This window comes from Mesorhizobium sp. M7A.F.Ca.US.008.03.1.1 (assembly GCF_003997495.1).
Lineage (GTDB): Bacteria > Pseudomonadota > Alphaproteobacteria > Rhizobiales > Rhizobiaceae > Mesorhizobium.
On sequence record NZ_RZRU01000012.1, the window covers coordinates 17,206 to 34,113 of the forward strand.

11 protein-coding genes are annotated in these 16,908 nt (G+C 65.2%); all 11 read left to right on the top strand.

The window, feature by feature from the left end; all coding sequences use genetic code 11:
• Nucleotides 1-34: 34 nt before the first annotated feature.
• The gene (locus EOA16_RS17820; RefSeq protein WP_013528336.1) at nt 35-1,819 is read left to right on the top strand and encodes a sensor histidine kinase; all 1,785 of its coding nucleotides are present in this window, start codon (nt 35-37) and stop codon (nt 1,817-1,819) included.
• A 32-nt stretch (nt 1,820-1,851) separates the two neighbouring features.
• On the top strand, nt 1,852-2,298 hold the full coding sequence (locus EOA16_RS17825) for an HPr kinase/phosphorylase (RefSeq protein WP_164754306.1): 447 nt from the start codon (nt 1,852-1,854) through the stop codon (nt 2,296-2,298).
• 164 nt (nt 2,299-2,462) lie between these two features.
• Nucleotides 2,463-2,864, top strand: a complete 402-nt coding sequence (locus tag EOA16_RS17835) for a PTS sugar transporter subunit IIA (protein WP_010912939.1) — start codon at nt 2,463-2,465, stop codon at nt 2,862-2,864.
• Nucleotides 2,861-3,157, top strand: a complete 297-nt coding sequence (locus EOA16_RS17840) for an HPr family phosphocarrier protein (RefSeq protein WP_023810630.1) — start codon at nt 2,861-2,863, stop codon at nt 3,155-3,157. The genes EOA16_RS17835 and EOA16_RS17840 overlap by 4 nt, the downstream gene beginning before the upstream one ends.
• Nucleotides 3,158-3,338: 181 nt before the next feature.
• Nucleotides 3,339-4,739, top strand: a complete 1,401-nt coding sequence (ahcY, locus tag EOA16_RS17845; protein ID WP_127259453.1) for an adenosylhomocysteinase — start codon at nt 3,339-3,341, stop codon at nt 4,737-4,739.
• Nucleotides 4,740-4,938: 199 nt separating this feature from the next.
• Nucleotides 4,939-7,494 carry a PAS domain-containing sensor histidine kinase gene (locus tag EOA16_RS17850; protein ID WP_127259454.1) on the top strand — a complete coding sequence of 852 codons (2,556 nt, stop codon included), beginning with the start codon at nt 4,939-4,941 and terminating at the stop codon, nt 7,492-7,494.
• Between the two features lie 8 nt (nt 7,495-7,502).
• The gene (gene tsaE, locus EOA16_RS17855; protein ID WP_127259455.1) at nt 7,503-9,014 is read left to right on the top strand and encodes a tRNA (adenosine(37)-N6)-threonylcarbamoyltransferase complex ATPase subunit type 1 TsaE; all 1,512 of its coding nucleotides are present in this window, start codon (nt 7,503-7,505) and stop codon (nt 9,012-9,014) included.
• A complete protein-coding gene (locus tag EOA16_RS17860; protein ID WP_127259456.1) occupies nt 9,011-9,739 on the top strand; it encodes a nucleotidyltransferase family protein in 729 nt (242 codons plus the stop codon). The genes tsaE and EOA16_RS17860 overlap by 4 nt, the downstream gene beginning before the upstream one ends.
• Entirely contained in the window at nt 9,736-12,870 is a 3,135-nt protein-coding gene (addB, locus tag EOA16_RS17865) for a double-strand break repair protein AddB (protein ID WP_127259457.1), read from the top strand. The genes EOA16_RS17860 and addB overlap by 4 nt, the downstream gene beginning before the upstream one ends.
• Entirely contained in the window at nt 12,867-16,385 is a 3,519-nt protein-coding gene (gene addA, locus EOA16_RS17870; protein WP_127259458.1) for a double-strand break repair helicase AddA, read from the top strand. The genes addB and addA overlap by 4 nt, the downstream gene beginning before the upstream one ends.
• A gap of 77 nt (nt 16,386-16,462) precedes the next feature.
• Complete coding sequence (trxA, locus tag EOA16_RS17875; protein ID WP_127259459.1) at nt 16,463-16,786, top strand: thioredoxin; 324 nt, start codon at nt 16,463-16,465, stop codon at nt 16,784-16,786.
• Nucleotides 16,787-16,908: the final 122 nt, after the last annotated feature.

Here is a 16,908-nt window from a genome sequence, read left to right on the forward strand (position 1 = left end):
ACCAGGCCAAGGACTAGGCGGGAGCTGCTATTCGATGGCAGTGGAAGCACAGCGAACAAGACCGGCGGGCGCCTCCAGGCGGCCGTCGCGGATCATGCCGTCCTTCGTGTCGAAGATCACGGTGCCGATGCGCCGCTTCCTTGGCCATCATATCTTTTCCAGCCTGACGCGGCGTATCCTGTTCCTCAACCTTGCCGGCCTCGCCGTCCTGGTGACCGGCATCCTCTATCTCAACACCTTCCGGGACGGACTGATCGACGCCCGCGTCGAAAGCCTGATGACCCAGGGCGAGATCATCGCCGGTGCGATCGCCGCGTCGGCGACGGTCGAGACGGATTCGATCAGCATCGACCCGGAAAAGCTGCTTGAACTGCAGGCCGGCGAAAGCCTGGGACCGGGCTCCGACCAACTCGACAATCTCGATTTCCCGATCAACCCGGAGCGGGTCGCCCCGGTGCTGCGAAGGCTGATCTCGCCGACCAGGACCCGCGCCCGCATCTATGACCGCGACGCCAACCTGCTGCTCGATTCGCGCCACCTCTATTCGCGTGGCCAGATCCTGCGCTACGACCTGCCGCCGGTCGAGGAGGAAGAGCCCGATCTGGTCGAGCGCATCCAGAAATTCGTCTTCGACTTCTTCCGCAACACAGAGCTGCCGGTCTATCACGAGCAGCCGGGCGGCAATGGCGCCGCTTTCCCGGAAGTGGTCAAGGCGCTCACCGGCAGCCCGTCGACCATCGTGCGCGTCAGCGAGCAGGGCGAGCAGATCGTTTCGGTGGCGGTGCCGATCCAGCGCTTTCGCGCCGTTCTGGGCGTGCTGATGCTGTCGACCGAAGGCGGCGACATCGACAAGATCGTCGCCGCCGAGCGCAAGGCGATCCTGCGCGTCTTCGGCATCGCGGCCCTTGTCACCGCCATCCTGTCGATGCTGCTCGCCTCCACCATCGCCAACCCTCTGCGCCGGCTGTCGGCGGCGGCGGTGCGGGTGCGGCGCGGCGTCAAGAGCCGTGAGGAGATCCCCGACTTTTCCGACCGTCAGGACGAGATCGGCAATCTGTCGATCGCCATACGCGACATGACCAACGCGCTCTACGCCCGCATCGAGGCGATCGAAAGCTTCGCGGCCGATGTCTCGCACGAGCTGAAGAACCCGCTGACCTCGCTGCGCAGCGCGGTGGAAACCTTGCCGCTGGCCAAGAACGACGATTCGCGCGGCCGGCTGATGGATATCATCCAGCACGATGTCAGGCGGCTGGACCGGCTCATCACCGATATTTCCGACGCATCGCGCCTGGACGCGGAGCTCGCGCGTGAAGATGCGGGAACCGTCGATTTGAAGAAATTCATCACCGATCTGGTCGCCGTCTCGCGCGAAGCGACGCGCAACAAGAAGGCGGTCGAGATCGAGTTCAAGGCCGCCAAACTGCCGCAGGGCGTCAAAGGCTATGTCGTCGTCGGCCATGATCTGCGCATCGGCCAGGTCATCACCAATCTGATCGAGAACGCCCGGTCCTTCGTTCCCGAGGATCATGGCCACATCAGCCTGTCGCTGGCGCGTGCCGGCAAGTTCAACATCGTCACCGTCGACGACAATGGCCCCGGCATCCGCGCCGACAACATCGACCGCATCTTCGAGCGCTTCTACACGGATCGGCCGGCCGGAGAGGCATTCGGCCAGAATTCGGGCCTTGGCCTGTCGATATCCAGGCAAATCGTCGAGGCCCATGGCGGCACGCTTACCGCCGAGAACATCCCCGGCACCAAACCCGGCGAGATCAAGGGCGCGCGTTTTGTCGTGACGTTGCCGGCCGAAGGCTGAGAGCATGAATCCCAACCACGCCTGGTCCAGCCGTGCAGCCTGACAACATTCACGCGACAATGGTTTTGATCGGCGAGCGCGGCATTCTCGTCACCGGAGCCTCCGGTTCGGGCAAGACGACGCTGGCGCTGGCGCTCATCGACCATTGTCGCCAGCGCGGCCTGTTCTCGCGGCTCGTCGGTGACGATCAGCTCTTTGTCGAGGCGCATGCCGGCCGGCTGCTGTGCCGCGCTCCCGCCGCCATAGAAGGGCTCGTCGAGGTGCCCGGGCTCGGCCCCCGACCTCTGCCATTCGAGCCGGTCGGCCTCGTCGACCTGCATGTCCGCCTGGTGCCGGCCGGCGAAGCGGTGCGCTTCCAGGAGGATGCCGCAACCAGCATCGCCGGTTGTCTGGTGCCGCGGGTCGAGGTGGTCGAACGCAATGTCCCAGCGGTCTTGCCAGTCGTGATGGCGCGGCTGTCGATCGCGCCTTTTCTATGATCCGCTCCGGGTTTTTTGCTGCAATGCGTCAAAATGGCATGCGCCTGCGCAATTTTGGGCTTGTCAACGGGCCGCGCGTCGACAAGATAGCGCTCCCGCCACCTGGATTGGCTGGCGAGCATAAAATGCGCCTGTGAAGCGGCGATGACGGGAGCCACCAAAGAATGATCGGACTCGTGCTTGTAACGCACGGTCAACTGGCCACCGAGTTCCGACATGCCGTCGAACATGTCGTCGGGCCACAAGACAATTTCGAAACCGTGGCGATCGGTGCCGACGACGATATGGAGCAGCGTCGCCGCGACATCGTCGATGCGGTTGCCCGTGTCGACACCGGGGCGGGCGTCATCGTGCTGACCGACATGTTCGGCGGCACGCCCTCCAACCTTGCCATTTCGGTGATGGAGTCCGGCCGCACCGAAGTGATCGCCGGCATGAACCTGCCGATGCTGATCAAGCTCTCCTCGATCCGCAAGGGCGACAACATGGCCGCCGCGCTCGACGAGGCGCAGGCCGCCGGCCGCAAATACATCAACGTCGCCAGCCAGCTCCTGAGCAGCAAATGAACGCCCTGTCCCCGGAAAAAGATCAGATTGTCCGGGATTTTCCCATCATCAACCAGCGTGGCCTTCATGCCCGCGCCTCGGCGAAGTTCGTCCAGCTGGCCAGCGGCTTCGATGCCTCGGTGCATGTCGAGAAGGATGGCGTCAAGGTCGGCGGCACCTCGATCATGGGCCTGATGATGCTGGCGGCAAGCCCCGGCTATTCGATCCGCGTCACCGCCAGCGGGCCGGAGGCCCGCCAGGTCATCGACGCCCTGGAGCAACTGGTGGCGTCCCGCTTCGGCGAGGAATGCTGATCTGGTAGAGCGCCGATGCATGTCCGAGAGACATGCACGAATAAAGATTTCTTTATATCCCATTGTCGTCCTTGCTCCGATCTGCTAGTCAGGCCGGCAATTCGCGCCCTTCGACGCGCCGACCGGCGCGGGCGCATCCGCAACAAATTCGCAAGCACAACATTCGCATCGGAGTACTGCCATGACGGGTAGCAAGGACTATGTGGTCGCCGACATCTCGCTTGCCGGCTGGGGCCGCAAGGAACTCGAGATCGCCGAAACCGAAATGCCGGGCCTGATGGCCTGCCGTGAGGAATTCGGTCCCAAGCAGCCGCTCAAGGGCGCGCGCATCACCGGTTCGCTGCACATGACGATCCAGACGGCGGTGCTGATCGAGACGCTGAAGGTGCTGGGCGCCGATATCCGCTGGGCCTCCTGCAACATCTTTTCGACCCAGGATCACGCGGCCGCGGCCATCGCCGAAGCCGGCATCCCGGTGTTTGCCGTCAAGGGCGAGTCGCTCGAGGAGTATTGGGACTACACCGACAAGATCTTCCAGTGGACCGATGGCGGCCTTTCCAACATGATCCTCGATGACGGTGGCGACGCTACCATGTACATCCTGATCGGCGCCCGCGCCGAGGCCGGCGAGGACGTCCTGTCCAACCCGCAGAGCGAGGAAGAGGAATACTTCTACGCCCAGGTCAAGAAGCGCCTGAAGGCTTCGCCCGGCTTCTTCACCAAGCAGAAGGCGGCGATCCGCGGCGTCACCGAAGAGACGACCACCGGCGTCAACCGCCTCTACCAGCTGCAGAAGAAGGGCCTGCTGCCCTTCCCCGCCATCAACGTCAACGACTCGGTCACCAAGTCGAAGTTCGACAACAAATATGGCTGCAAGGAATCGCTGGTCGACGGCATCCGCCGCGGCACCGACACGATGATGGCCGGCAAGGTCGCTGTCGTGTGCGGCTATGGCGACGTCGGCAAGGGCTCGTCGGCCTCGCTCAAGGGCGCCGGCGCCCGCGTCAAGGTCACCGAGGTCGATCCGATCTGCGCCCTGCAGGCGGCAATGGACGGTTTTGAAGTCGTCACGCTGGAAGATGCGGCCCCCACCGCCGACATCGTCATCACCACCACCGGCAACAAGGATGTCGTCACCCTCGACCATATGCGCTCGATGAAGGACATGGTCATCGTCGGCAACATCGGCCACTTCGACAATGAGATCCAGGTTGCCGCGCTGCGCAATTTGAAATGGACCAACGTCAAGCCGCAGGTCGACATGATCACCTTCGCGGACGGCAAGCGGATGATCCTTTTGTCGGAAGGGCGGCTGCTCAATCTCGGCAACGCCACCGGCCACCCGAGCTTCGTCATGTCGGCATCCTTCACCAACCAGGTGCTGGCGCAGATCGAGCTCTACACCAAGCCCGGCCAGTACGAGAACCAGGTCTATGTCCTGCCCAAGCATCTCGACGAAAAGGTCGCGCGCCTGCATCTCGACAAGCTCGGCGCCCGCCTGACCGAACTGTCGGGTGAACAAGCTGCCTATATCGGCGTCACGCCGCAGGGTCCGTTCAAGCCGGAACACTACCGCTATTAACCAAAGCTAAAATTACTACCAGATATTGAGGCCGGGCGATTGACTTTTCGCCCGGCCATATTTTTGCGCGCCATCAGCCTTCACGGCGATTCGGCGAGGGGTTATTGTCGGGTGATTCGGCGATGCTTCCAGCCCGAGAGGGTCAAGAGAGGCACGCATCAGGGCGGTCTTGCATTCAGGCGGCGGAGAGGACCAAGACATGCCGGGGCAACACCCGCACAGAGCGGGACGGGCCGTTTCCGGCGGCCATAACGATTCGGGGATTGCTGGCTCCGCCCTGGAAGGCGGGAGCCTGTCCTGGCGCGCCCGCGCGTCGACATTCCTTGCCACCTCCGCGCTCTCGGCCCCCTTGGCTGGCGCCGTCGCGCATGCCGAAACCGCTGCTGCCAGCGTGGCTGGACTGTCGCTGAGCGCCATCGAGGTCATGCAGCTTGCCGTGTTCGTCGGCGTGACGGGTGCCGCACTGATATCGGCCATCGTTCTCATCCGCGAAAGAGCCCGCACCTCGGCGGAGAATGTCGAACTCAGGAGCCGCCTCGCCGACATCAACGCGGCGCTCCGCCGCTCCGAGGCGCTGCTCAATCTGCGCGACCAGCGCGTGGTCGTCTGGGCCGCGGAAAACAAGAAGCCCGAACTCATCGGCACATTGCCCGTCGAAAGCGGCGCTCCCGAGGACAGGGCCGCTTTTCTTGCTTTCGGCCGCTGGCTGATGCCGCGTTCGGCGGCGGCACTCGAACATGCCGTCGCGGGATTGCGCGAGAAGGCCAAACCCTTCGACCTCGTCATCGAATCGCAGGCCGGCGCCCCGCTCGAAGTGCATGGCCGCAAGAGTGCCGCGCATGTGCTCGTGCGTTTTGTCTCGCTCTCGGAGACGCAGCGCAGCCAGGCCAGGCTGAAGATCGAGAACCAGCGGCTGGCCGCCGACCACGACACGATGATCGGCCTGCTCGACGCGCTGAACATGCCGACATGGCTCCGCGGCGAGGATGGCGGACTGAAGTGGGTCAACCGCGCCTATGCCGATGCCGTCGAAGCCGAAAATGCCGAAGCCGCGGTTCGGGAGAAAAAAGAGTTCCTCGGCGGCCAGGCGCGCGATGCGATTGCCGCCCAGCACAAGACGCATCCGGTTTTCGAGCAGTCGCTGTCCACCGTGATCGAAGGGGACCGACGTGTGTTCGCGGTCACCGATTTTGCCGGCAGCGATGGCTCGGCCGGCCTTGCCTGCGACACCAGTGCCATCGAGGCGGTTCGGGGCGAATACGAACGGACGGTGCGAAGCCACGCCGACACGCTCGACCAGCTCAACACGGCGGTCGCCATTTTCGACACCGACGAGAAGCTGCGGTTCTTCAACCAGGCCTTCCAGAAGCTTTGGGGCCTCGACGCAGGCTTCCTGCACAGCGCTCCCGACAATGCCTTGCTGCTCGACCGGCTGCGCAGCGAAGGCAAGATCGCCGAACAGCCTGAATGGCGCCGCTGGAAGGAAGGCCTGCTCGGCGCCTATCGCGCCGTCGAATCCCAGGAACATTGGTGGCATCTGCCGGACGGCAAGACCATCCGCGTCGTCGCCAACCCGCAGCCCAAGGGCGGCGTGACCTGGGTGTTCGAGAACCTGACCGAGAAGATGGACCTCGAGAGCCGCTACCAGACCGCGGTGCGGGTCCAGGGCGAGACGCTCGACAATCTTGCCGAAGGCGTGGCGGTGTTCGGACCCGACGGCAGGCTCCGGCTGTCGAATCCTGCCTTTGCCACGCTTTGGGGTTTGAGCGGCGAAGCGGCCAAGCCCAGTGTCCACGTGTCCACGATACGCGACCTTTGCGACCGGCAGGCCGCGGACAGCCCCTGGCCCGGCTTCGTTGCCGCCATCACCGGCTTCGACGACGAGCGCCGCGACCGCCACGGGCAGACCGAGCTCAACAACGGCAATGTCTTGAGTTACGCCATGATCCCGCTGCCCAACGGGCAAGTGATGATGACCTTCGTCGATGTCACCGACAGCGTCAACGTCGAACGGGCGCTGAAGGACAAGAACGAGGCGCTGCAAAAATCCGATCAGCTCAAGAACGAATTCGTCCAGCACGTTTCCTATGAACTGCGCTCGCCGCTGACCAACATCATAGGCTTCACCGAACTGCTGTCGCTGCCCACGACCGGTCCGCTGACGCAGAAGCAGCGCGAATATGTCGAGCATGTCAGCTCGTCCTCCTCGGTCCTGCTCACCATCGTCAACGACATCCTCGACCTGGCGACGGTCGACGCCGGCATCATGCAGCTCGACATCTCCGAAGTGCAGGTCGATCGCACCATCGCCGCTGCGGCCGAGCTGGTGGCCGACCGGCTGGAAGAGCATTCGATCAGTCTCCAGGTCGACGCCATTGCAGCGCCGAAGACGTTTCATGGCGATGAGGTCCGCGTCCGCCAGATCCTCTACAATCTGCTCAGCAACGCCGCCAATTACGCCCCGGAAGCCAGCATCATCCGGCTCACCTGCCGCCATCTGGCGGACGGGGTGGAATTCTCGGTTCATGACGATGGTCCCGGCATGCCGCCCGATGTGCTCGATTCGGTGTTCCGCCGTTTCGAGCCGCGCGCCAATGGCGGCCGCCGGCGCGGTGCCGGCCTCGGCCTGTCGATCGTCAAGAGCTTCGTCGAGCTGCATGGCGGCAGCGTTCGCATCGAAACCGGCAAGGACAAGGGCACGACCGTCATCTGCACCTTTCCCGACATGCCGGGCATCCGCGCCGCGGCCGAGTAGCGCGTTCGATGACCGGACTGGTGCTGGAGCGAATACTCGCCGACGAGACCCACACAGCGCGGCTGGGCGAAGATCTGGCGCTGTCGCTGCGCCCAGGCGACGTGCTTGCCCTCAAGGGCGATCTGGGCGCCGGCAAGTCGACGCTGGCGCGGGCCTTGATCAGGACCTTGGCCGACGATGCCGGCCTCGACGTTCCGAGTCCGACCTTCACGCTGGTGCAGAGCTACGACACCCGCATTCCGGTCCATCATTTCGATCTCTACCGCCTGTCCTCGGCGGAGGAGCTCGATGAACTTGGTTTCGACGAAGCCCTGACGCAGGGTGCTGCTTTGGTCGAATGGCCGGAACGCGCGGAAGTCCATCTGCCGAAATCCACGGTCCTTATCGAGCTCATCCAGCATGGCGACGGTCGGTTGGCGCGATTGTCGGGGCAGGGACCTGCCTTCGATCGGGCCGCACGGTCGCTGGCCATGCGCGACTTTCTCGTGAGCGCCGGCTGGGCGGAAGCGCAGCGCCGCCATTTCATTGGCGATGCTTCGGCCCGCTCCTACGAGATTGTTTCGCTGCCGGACCAGAAGCCGCGGGTCCTGATGAACTCGCCACGGCTGGTTCTCGGTCCCCCTGTGCGCGACGGCAAGCCCTATGCCGAGATCGCGCACACCGCCCAATCGGTCTCCGCCTTCGTCGCCATTGACCGCGTCTTGAAGGCAGGCGGCGTCAGCGTTCCGCAAATCCATGCCGAGGATCAGGAGCAAGGCTTTCTTTTGCTCGAACATCTTGGTTCGGAAGGGTTTCTCGGCAGTGATGGCCAGCCGCTGCCCGCGCGCTGCGCGGCGGCGGCCGAGCTGCTGGCCATGATGCATGGCAGGATCTGGCCCCGGCGCCTGGAAACAGGGTTAGGCGGCTTCCACGAGGTGCCGCCTTTCGACCGCGAAGCCATGATGATCGAAGCCGATCTGCTGGTCGATTGGTATGTGCCGGCAATCACTGGCGCTCCGGCAAGCGACAGTTTGCGCGCCGGTTACCACAAGCAATGGAACATGCTGCTCGACCGGCTGCATGGCCGCGAGGTCACGCTGATGCTGCGTGACTTCCATTCGCCCAACATCATCTGGCGCGGCGACCGTTCAGGGCATGATCGGCTGGGCATCGTCGATTTCCAGGATGCGCTGATCGGCCCGTCCGCCTATGACGTCGCCTCGCTCGCCATGGACGCGCGTGTTACGATGTCGCCCGAGATCGAGAAAAAGACGCTGGATGCCTACGTCGCGGCGCGCCACGCAGCCGGCGCTTTCGACGAGGCAAGCTTCCTGGAATCATACGCCATCATGGCGGCGCAGCGAAATTCCAAGATCCTCGGCATCTTCGTCCGCCTCGAAAAACGCGACGGCAAGCCCTATTATCTGAAGCACCTGCCGCGCATCCGCGATTATCTGCGCCGGGCCCTGTCTCATCCGGCGTTGGCAAGCCTGCGCGAATTCTACGACGCTCACGGTTTGCTGGAGGAGCGAGCGCTGTGACAGCAGGACCGGACACCGCCATCGTACTTGCCGCCGGCCTTGGCAAACGCATGCGGCCGATCACCGACACCATTCCCAAGCCGCTGGTCAGGATTGCCGGCAAGACGTTGCTCGACTGGAGCCTCGACAGCCTGGCAGCCGCCGGCGTCGGCAAGGCGGTCGTCAACGTTCACTACTTTCCCGAACAGATCGTCGCCCATGTCGCCGCGCGCGCCGCGCCAAAAATCGTCATTTCCGATGAGAGCGAACAACTGCTCGATTCCGCCGGCGGCATCGTCAAGGCGTTGCCGGAACTGGGCGATCAGCCCTTCTACATCCTCAACGCCGACACCTTCTGGATCGATGACGGTCCTCACAATCTCCAGCGCCTCGCCCTTGCATGGGACGCGGCGAAAATGGATATTCTGTTGATGCTGGCGGATCTCCAACAGGCGACCGGACACTGCGGCAGCACCGATTTCCTGGTGGCGCCGGACGGCGGCTTGCGGCGTTCAAAGGGGGACCCGGCGGGGCTGATCTATGCCGGGGCGGCGATCGTCCATCCGCGCCTGTTCAAGGGCGCACCGGCCGGGCCGCACTCGCTCAACGCCTATTTCGATTCCGCCACCGCCGCAGGGCGCCTGTTCGGCATGCCGATGCATGGCCACTGGATCACCGTCGGCACGCCCGATGCCGTACCGCTCGCGGAAGCGGCGGTCGCCGGTGCGCTAATCGAGTCGCAATGAGCGGCTCCAGCCGCGTTTTCTCGATCCCGCCCGGAGCGCCGTTTCTGCCGACGCTTGCCGAGGCGCTGCTTGCCGGCCGTCTTGTTCCGGGGTTTCGATTTGACGGCGACCCGCTCGCTTTGGCCGATGTCACCATCTACGTGCCGACGCGCCGCGCCGCACGTGCCTTGCGGGGTGTCTTCGTCGACAGTCTGGGGGCACGTGGCGGCGGCGGCTCGGCGATCCTGCCGGTCATCCGTCCGCTCGGCGAGTTCGACGAGGATGAGGCCGCATTCGAGACCGAGGCATCGGCAGCCATCGATCTCGCGCCGCCGATCGCGGCGAGCGAACGCCTGTTGCTGCTGACGCCGCTCGTTCGGGCCTGGAAACGCCGGCTGCCGGCGCATGTCGCCGCGCTTTTCGCCGAGGAGATCGTCATTCCGGCTTCCACCGCCGACGCGATCTGGCTGGCGCGCGATCTCGCCCGGCTGATGGACGAGATCGAGACGGAAGGCACCGACTGGGCCAAGCTCACCGATCTGGTGACCGGCAACCTTGCCGGATGGTGGCAGGTGACGCTCGAATTCCTCGGCATCGTCACCGAAGCCTGGCCGAAATTCCTTGAAGAGAGCGATCGCTCCAATCCGGCCGCGCATCGCAGCGCGCTGATCCGCGCCGAGGCGGTCCGGCTGCAGCGCAATCCGCCTGCGGGGCCTGTGATAGCCGCAGGCTCGACCGGCTCGACCCCCGCCACGGCCGAACTGCTTGCCGCGATCGCGCGCTTGCCCGGCGGCGCCATCGTGCTGCCCGGCCTCGACCGGACGCTGGACGAAGCGTCGTTCCAGGCGATTGCCGCGCCTGGCGCGCGTCCAGCCGTACTCGGCCACCCGCAATATGGCCTGGCCAGGCTGATCGGCAAGATCGGCGTATTGCGCGGCGACGTCGAGGAGATTGGCGTGGCCGAACCGCGACTTGCGCTTCGCGCTGCCCTTGTCGGCGAAGCGCTGCGGCCGGCCGAAACCACCGAACTCTGGGCCGAGACACGTGCCGGTTTCCCGGCGTCCGACATTGCCGGCGCCTTCGCCGAGGTGACCTTGCTCGAAGCCGCCAGCGAACGCGATGAAGCCGTTGCCATAGCCGTCGCGCTCAAGCGAGCCGTCGAGGACCCGGGCCAAAGGGCGGCTCTCGTCACCGGCGACCGCGCGCTCGCGCGGCGCGTCTCGATCGAGCTCCAGCGCTTCGGCGTCGTCGCCGACGATTCCGGTGGCACGCCGCTCGCCAACACCCCGGCGGCCAGTCTGCTCAGGCTGGCGCTCGAGGCATTATTCAGGCCAGGCGATCCGGTTGGCCTGTTGTCGCTGCTCAAGCATCCGCTGCTTGGCCTCGGCCTGGAACGGGCCGATGTGCGCCACGCGGCGGAGCTGATCGAATTGGTGGCGCTGCGCGGCGGAACTGGTCGCCCAGACATCGTTTCGCTGCCGGAACTGTTCGAAGCCCGCCTCACCGGCCTGGGTGCCGGCAGCCGGCAGCCCTTCTGGTTTTCCCGGCTGACCGTGCGCTCTATCGAAATTGCGCGGAATTTGCTCGAACGTCTCAAGCAGGCGCTGGCGCCGCTCGCGGCGTTTCGCGGCCAGGCTGACGCCGACCTTGCCGCGCTGGTCAGGGCCAGTGTCGTCACACTCGAAAATCTCGGCCGAACCGCCGACGGCGGCCTTGGCGAACTCTATGCCGGTGACGCCGGCGAGAAGCTTGCCGAACTGCTGCGCGGGCTGGTCGCGGCTTCGGCTTCGCTGTCCTTCGCGGCGACCGAATGGCCCGATATCATGGCGGCGCTGATCGCGCCTGAAACGGTCAAGCCGGCACAAGGCACCGACCGGAACATCGCCATCTGGGGCGCGCTGGAAGCGCGCTTGCAGACGGTAGATACGCTGGTCATCGGCGGGCTCAATGAGGGCGTATGGCCGCGCAAGCCCGAGAGCGACCGCTTCATGTCGCGGCTGATGAAGACCGGCATCGACCTCGAACCGCCCGAGCGGCGCATCGGCCTTGCCGCGCATGATTTCCAGATGGCCATGGGCGCCAGGAAGGTGGTGCTTTCCCGCTCGGCGCGGGCCGGCGACGCACCCGCCGTGCCGTCGCGCTGGCTGCAGCGGCTGCTGACCTTCATCGGCAGCGACCAGGCAGCGGAATTGCGCCGGCGTGGCGACGAACTGCTCGCCTGGGCGCGCGCCCTCGATACGGGTCCAAAACAGGATTTCGCGCCACGGCCGCAGCCGAAGCCGCCCTTGTCGGTGCGCCCGACGCATTTCTCGGTCACTGAAATCGAGACCCTGCGTCGCGACCCCTATGCCGTCTATGCAAGACGGATCCTCCGCCTGATGCCGCTCGATCCGGTTATTCGCGACCCCGGAGCCGCCGAGCGCGGCACGCTGTTTCACGCCATCCTGCACCTGTTCTCGGCGCGTGTCGCCGATCCGCGCGCGCCCGATGCGCTCACCGGCCTCATCGCCGCCGGCCGCGCCTGTTTCGCCGAAGCCGCACTTCCGGCCGATGTCGAGGCCGTGTGGTGGCCACGTTTCGAAAAACTCGCCGCCAACATCATCGAGTGGGAGCGCACGCGCGCCGACGCGGTGATCCGGCGGCATGCCGAGGAGCGCGCCGGCAAGACCGTGGTCGGCCAGTCCGGCGTGACGCTGTCCGGCTACGCCGACCGGGTCGACTTGCTGGCCGGCGGCATGGCCGACATACTGGATTACAAGACCGGTTCCTCGCCGTCCAAGGCACAGGCGCACACACTGCTGGCGCCGCAGCTGGCGCTGGAGGGCGCGCTGCTCAGACGCGGCGCCTTCAAGGATCTGGGCTCACGCGAGCCCTCGCAACTGGCCTTCATCAGGCTGAAGCCGAATGGCGAGGTGTTCGAGGAATCCATCCTCGAACACAACCGCCAGCCGCGGACCGCGACCGATCTTGCCGAAGAGGCTTGGGCGCGGCTGGAAAAGCTTTTGATCCACTATGCCGACCCGGCGACCGGTTATTTGTCGCGCGCGCTGCCGTTCCGCGAGGGCGAGACCGACGGCGACTACGACCATCTTGCGCGCGTGCTCGAATGGTCGGCGGGCGGCGATGCCGGCGACGAGGGAGGGGAGGCATGAAGAAGGCCTATCCCATCCCCAGCGACACCGCCTCTAGTCAGGCCCGCGCCGCCGATCCCGGCAATTCCGCCTGGGTGTCGGCGAACGCCGGCTCCGGCAAGACCCATGTGCTGGCTCAGCGCGTCATCCGGCTGCTGCTGCGCGGCACCGATCCGTCGAAGATCCTGTGCCTGACCTATACGCGCGCCGCTGCCGCCAACATGTCGAACCGTGTGTTCTCGACGCTGTCGGAATGGACGACGCTCGGTGACGCCGACCTTGCGGCAAAGGTCGAGGCTCTGGAGGGGCGCCGGCCCGATCTCGAGACCATGCGCCGGGCGCGGCGCCTGTTCGCCGAGGCGCTGGAAACGCCCGGTGGGCTGAAGATCCAGACCATCCATGCCTTCTGCGAATCGGTGCTGCACCAGTTTCCGCTGGAGGCCAACATCCCGGCTCATTTCGAGATGCTCGACGGCCAGATGGAAGCGTCGCTGTTTGCCGCGGCGCGCCGCGACATGATTTCCGGCACATCCGCCGGTGACAGGGATCTGGCCGAGGCTTTTGCCGCCATTCTCGATTGGGGCGGCGAAGCCGGGCTCGACGCCTTGCTGGGTGAGATCGTGCGCAAGCGCGACGGCTTGCGCAATTTCATCGACGCCGTCGGGCGTGATGGCGCGCGCTTCCAGGCCCTGTTCGACGAATTCCATTTCCATCCAGGCCAGACGGCCGAAGGCATAGCCGCTTCGGTATGGCCGTTGCCGGGCTTCCTGCCCGACTATTTTGCCGGCTTTGCCCACGCCGCCGAGGCCGCCGACGCCAGATCGGTGCTGAACAACATCCTGCCCTATGCGCGGCAGGCTTTTGCCGAGGGCGATCCCATTCGCCGCCTGCAACTGCTCGCGCGAGCCTTCCTCAAGACCGATGGCGACGCCTACGACCCGGCAAAGGCCTTCAAGAAGGCCCTGGTCGACCGGTTGCCGGATCTGGCGGAGCGCTATCTCTCGGCCGCCAGCGCCATCGTCGAAACCACCGATCGGCTCGCCCTGTTCCGGATGCTGGAAGGCACGGCTGCCGCGCTGACCATCGCCGACTGGCTGATCGCCCGCTACGAAATGCTGAAGCGCAGCCGCGGCTTTCTCGATTTCAACGACCTGATCACCCGCACCGTCAACCTGCTGGCGCGGCCAGACGCCGGCCCCTGGGTGCAGTACAAGCTCGACCAGGGCATCGACCATATCCTGCTCGATGAAGCGCAGGACACCAGTCCGGACCAATGGGAAGTGGTGAAACGGCTGGCGGAAGAATTCTTTGCCGGCCTTGGCGCGCGCGATAGGGTCCATCGCACGGTCTTCGCCGTCGGCGACGAGAAGCAGTCGATCTATTCGTTCCAGGGGGCTGCCCCGGACTCCTTCGCCGACAGCCGGCTGTTGTTCGCCGGACGAGTGCGTGACGCCGAGGCGTCTTTTGCCGACCTCAAGCTGACCTGGTCGTTTCGCTCGACCGACGACGTTCTGACCGCGGTCGATCGCGTCTTCGCCGACGCAAGCGTGAGGCGCGGCATCAGCCATGATCCCGATCCGCTGCGCCACCAGGCGATCCGCACCGACGCACCGGGCTATGTCGAGGTGTGGCCGTCAGTCGGCGCCGATGTCGTCGATGAGCCCGACGACTGGACGCAAGCCATCGACCATGCGCACGCGCCGGCGGTGCGCTTGGCTGAGAACGTCGCCGCCACCATCGCCGGCTGGATCGGCAGTGGCGAAATCATCGAAGGCCGCGGCAAGCGGCTGCGGCCGGGCGATGTGCTGGTGCTGGTGCGCAAGCGCGATCGCTTCGTCCATGCGCTGACCCGGGCGCTCAAACGCCGCGACATTCCGGTTGCCGGCGCCGACCGGCTGAGCCTGCCCGGCCATATCGCGGTCAAGGACCTGATCGCGCTCGGTCACCTCCTCATCCAGCCGCAGGATGATTTGTCGCTCGCTGCCGTGCTGCGCAGCCCGATCTTCGATCTGCCGGAAGAGACGCTTTTCGCGCTCGCGGCGGAGAGGCCGGCTGGCCTGTCGTTGATCGCATCGCTGCGCCAGCACGCCGGCGAAAGCGAGAGACTGGCGAAGATCCTCGCGCAACTCGACATATGGACGAACGAGGCCGCCTTCAAACCGGTGTTCGAGTTTTACGCTGGCCTGCTGGCGCGCGATGGCATGCGCCGCAAGATGATCGCGCGGCTTGGGCCCGAAGCCGGCGACATTCTCGACGAGTTCCTGAGCTTCTGCCTGGCCGAGGAGCGAACCGGCCTGCCGGGGCTGGAAGCCTTCCTGTCGACGCTGGAAAATGCCGGTCCCGAAATCAAGCGCGAGATGGATCAGACCCGCGACGAGGTCCGGGTCATGACCGTGCACGCCGCCAAGGGTCTGGAAGCGCCGGTCGTGTTCCTGGTCGATGGCGGCTCTGCTCCGTTCAGCGACCAGCATCTGCCACGCCTGATGCCCTTCGACGGCTCCGGCGCAAACTGGGACGGCAAGGGCTATCTTTGGCGCTCGGCCAGCGATGTCGCCAACGGCTTTTCCAAAGCAGCGGCAGCGCGGGCACGAGAACTCGCCGATGATGAATACCGACGGCTGCTTTATGTCGGCATGACCCGTGCCGAGGACCGGCTGATCGTCTGCGGCTATCACGGCAAGCGGGCGCCGAACGCCGGCACCTGGCACTCGATCGTCAGCCGTGCGCTGCTCGGCGCTCCGGAGAGCGAACAACGTCCGCATCCCGCCGGCGGTGAGCCTGTGCATCGTTTCTGTGTGACGAAGCTGCCGCCCGTCGCGCCAAGTTCCGCTGAGCAGATACGGCAGGCCGAGGGTTTCGGGCCATTGCCGGCAACCTTGTTTCGCCCCTTGCCGCCTTTCGAGGACCTGCCGCGTCCGCTGTCGCCATCCGGCGCCTCGGCGCTGATCGACGAGGGCAAGGAAGCCGTGGTCGACAAGGCGTCGCCGGTGCTCGACGCCGATGCCGAGCCGGGCTTTGCGGTGCTGCGCGGGTTGGCTCTCCACAAACTACTGCAGATGCTGCCCGGCATTGCCGAGCCCGAGCGCCAGGGCGCGGCGGAGCGCTATCTCGCACGGACGGGCGCGGGCTGGCCTCCATCAGAGCGTGAAAAGGCATTGGCTTCGGTCACATCAATCCTGGCCGACGTCAGCTTCGGTCAGCTGTTTGCGCCATCGTCGCGTGCCGAGGTCGCGGTCATGGGCAGCCTGGACGTAAAGGGCAAGAAGCGCTCGATTTCCGGCAAGATCGACCGGTTGGCGGTGACATCCGACAGTGTGTCGATCGTCGACTACAAGACCAACCGGCCGGCGCCAGCCTCCCTGGCCGAGGTGCCGCCGGCCTACCTGCTCCAACTCGCCCTCTATCGCGCCTTGCTGCAGCCGCTCTATCCCGGTCGCACGGTCAAGGCGGCCTTGCTGTTCACCGAGGCGCCGCGGCTGATCGAACTGCCGGCCAGCGCCATGGACGACGCCCTTGCTCGACTCACGGGAGCGTGACACAACACCTGCTTGAAGAAGGGCGCGATCACCACCACATTTGGTGGGACAAAAAACTTTCAGAAGGATTTTTCCATATGGCAACCGTGAAGGTCGACAAGAGCAACTTCCAGGCTGACGTGCTTGACGCCAACGTACCGGTCGTCGTCGATTTCTGGGCGGAATGGTGCGGCCCCTGCAAGCAGATCGCGCCGGCGCTCGAAGACATCGCCACCGAACTCGGCGCCAAGGTGAAGATCGCCAAGCTCAACATCGACGAGAATCCGGAGCTTGCCGCCCAGTTCGGCGTGCGCTCGATCCCGACGCTGATGATCTTCAAGGGCGGTGAAATGGCCGACATCAAGGTCGGTGCCGCGCCCAAGACCGCGCTGTCGCACTGGATCAATGGCAACCTCGCCTGATCGATCTGAAATTCCTGATATCAAGCCCGGCCTCGCGCCGGGCTTTTTGTTGGCGTCATCGGTGCGTGGCTCTGGCTCTCGCGTCCGGGCACTCCATGTCATCTGCTTGAGCGAGACAGGAG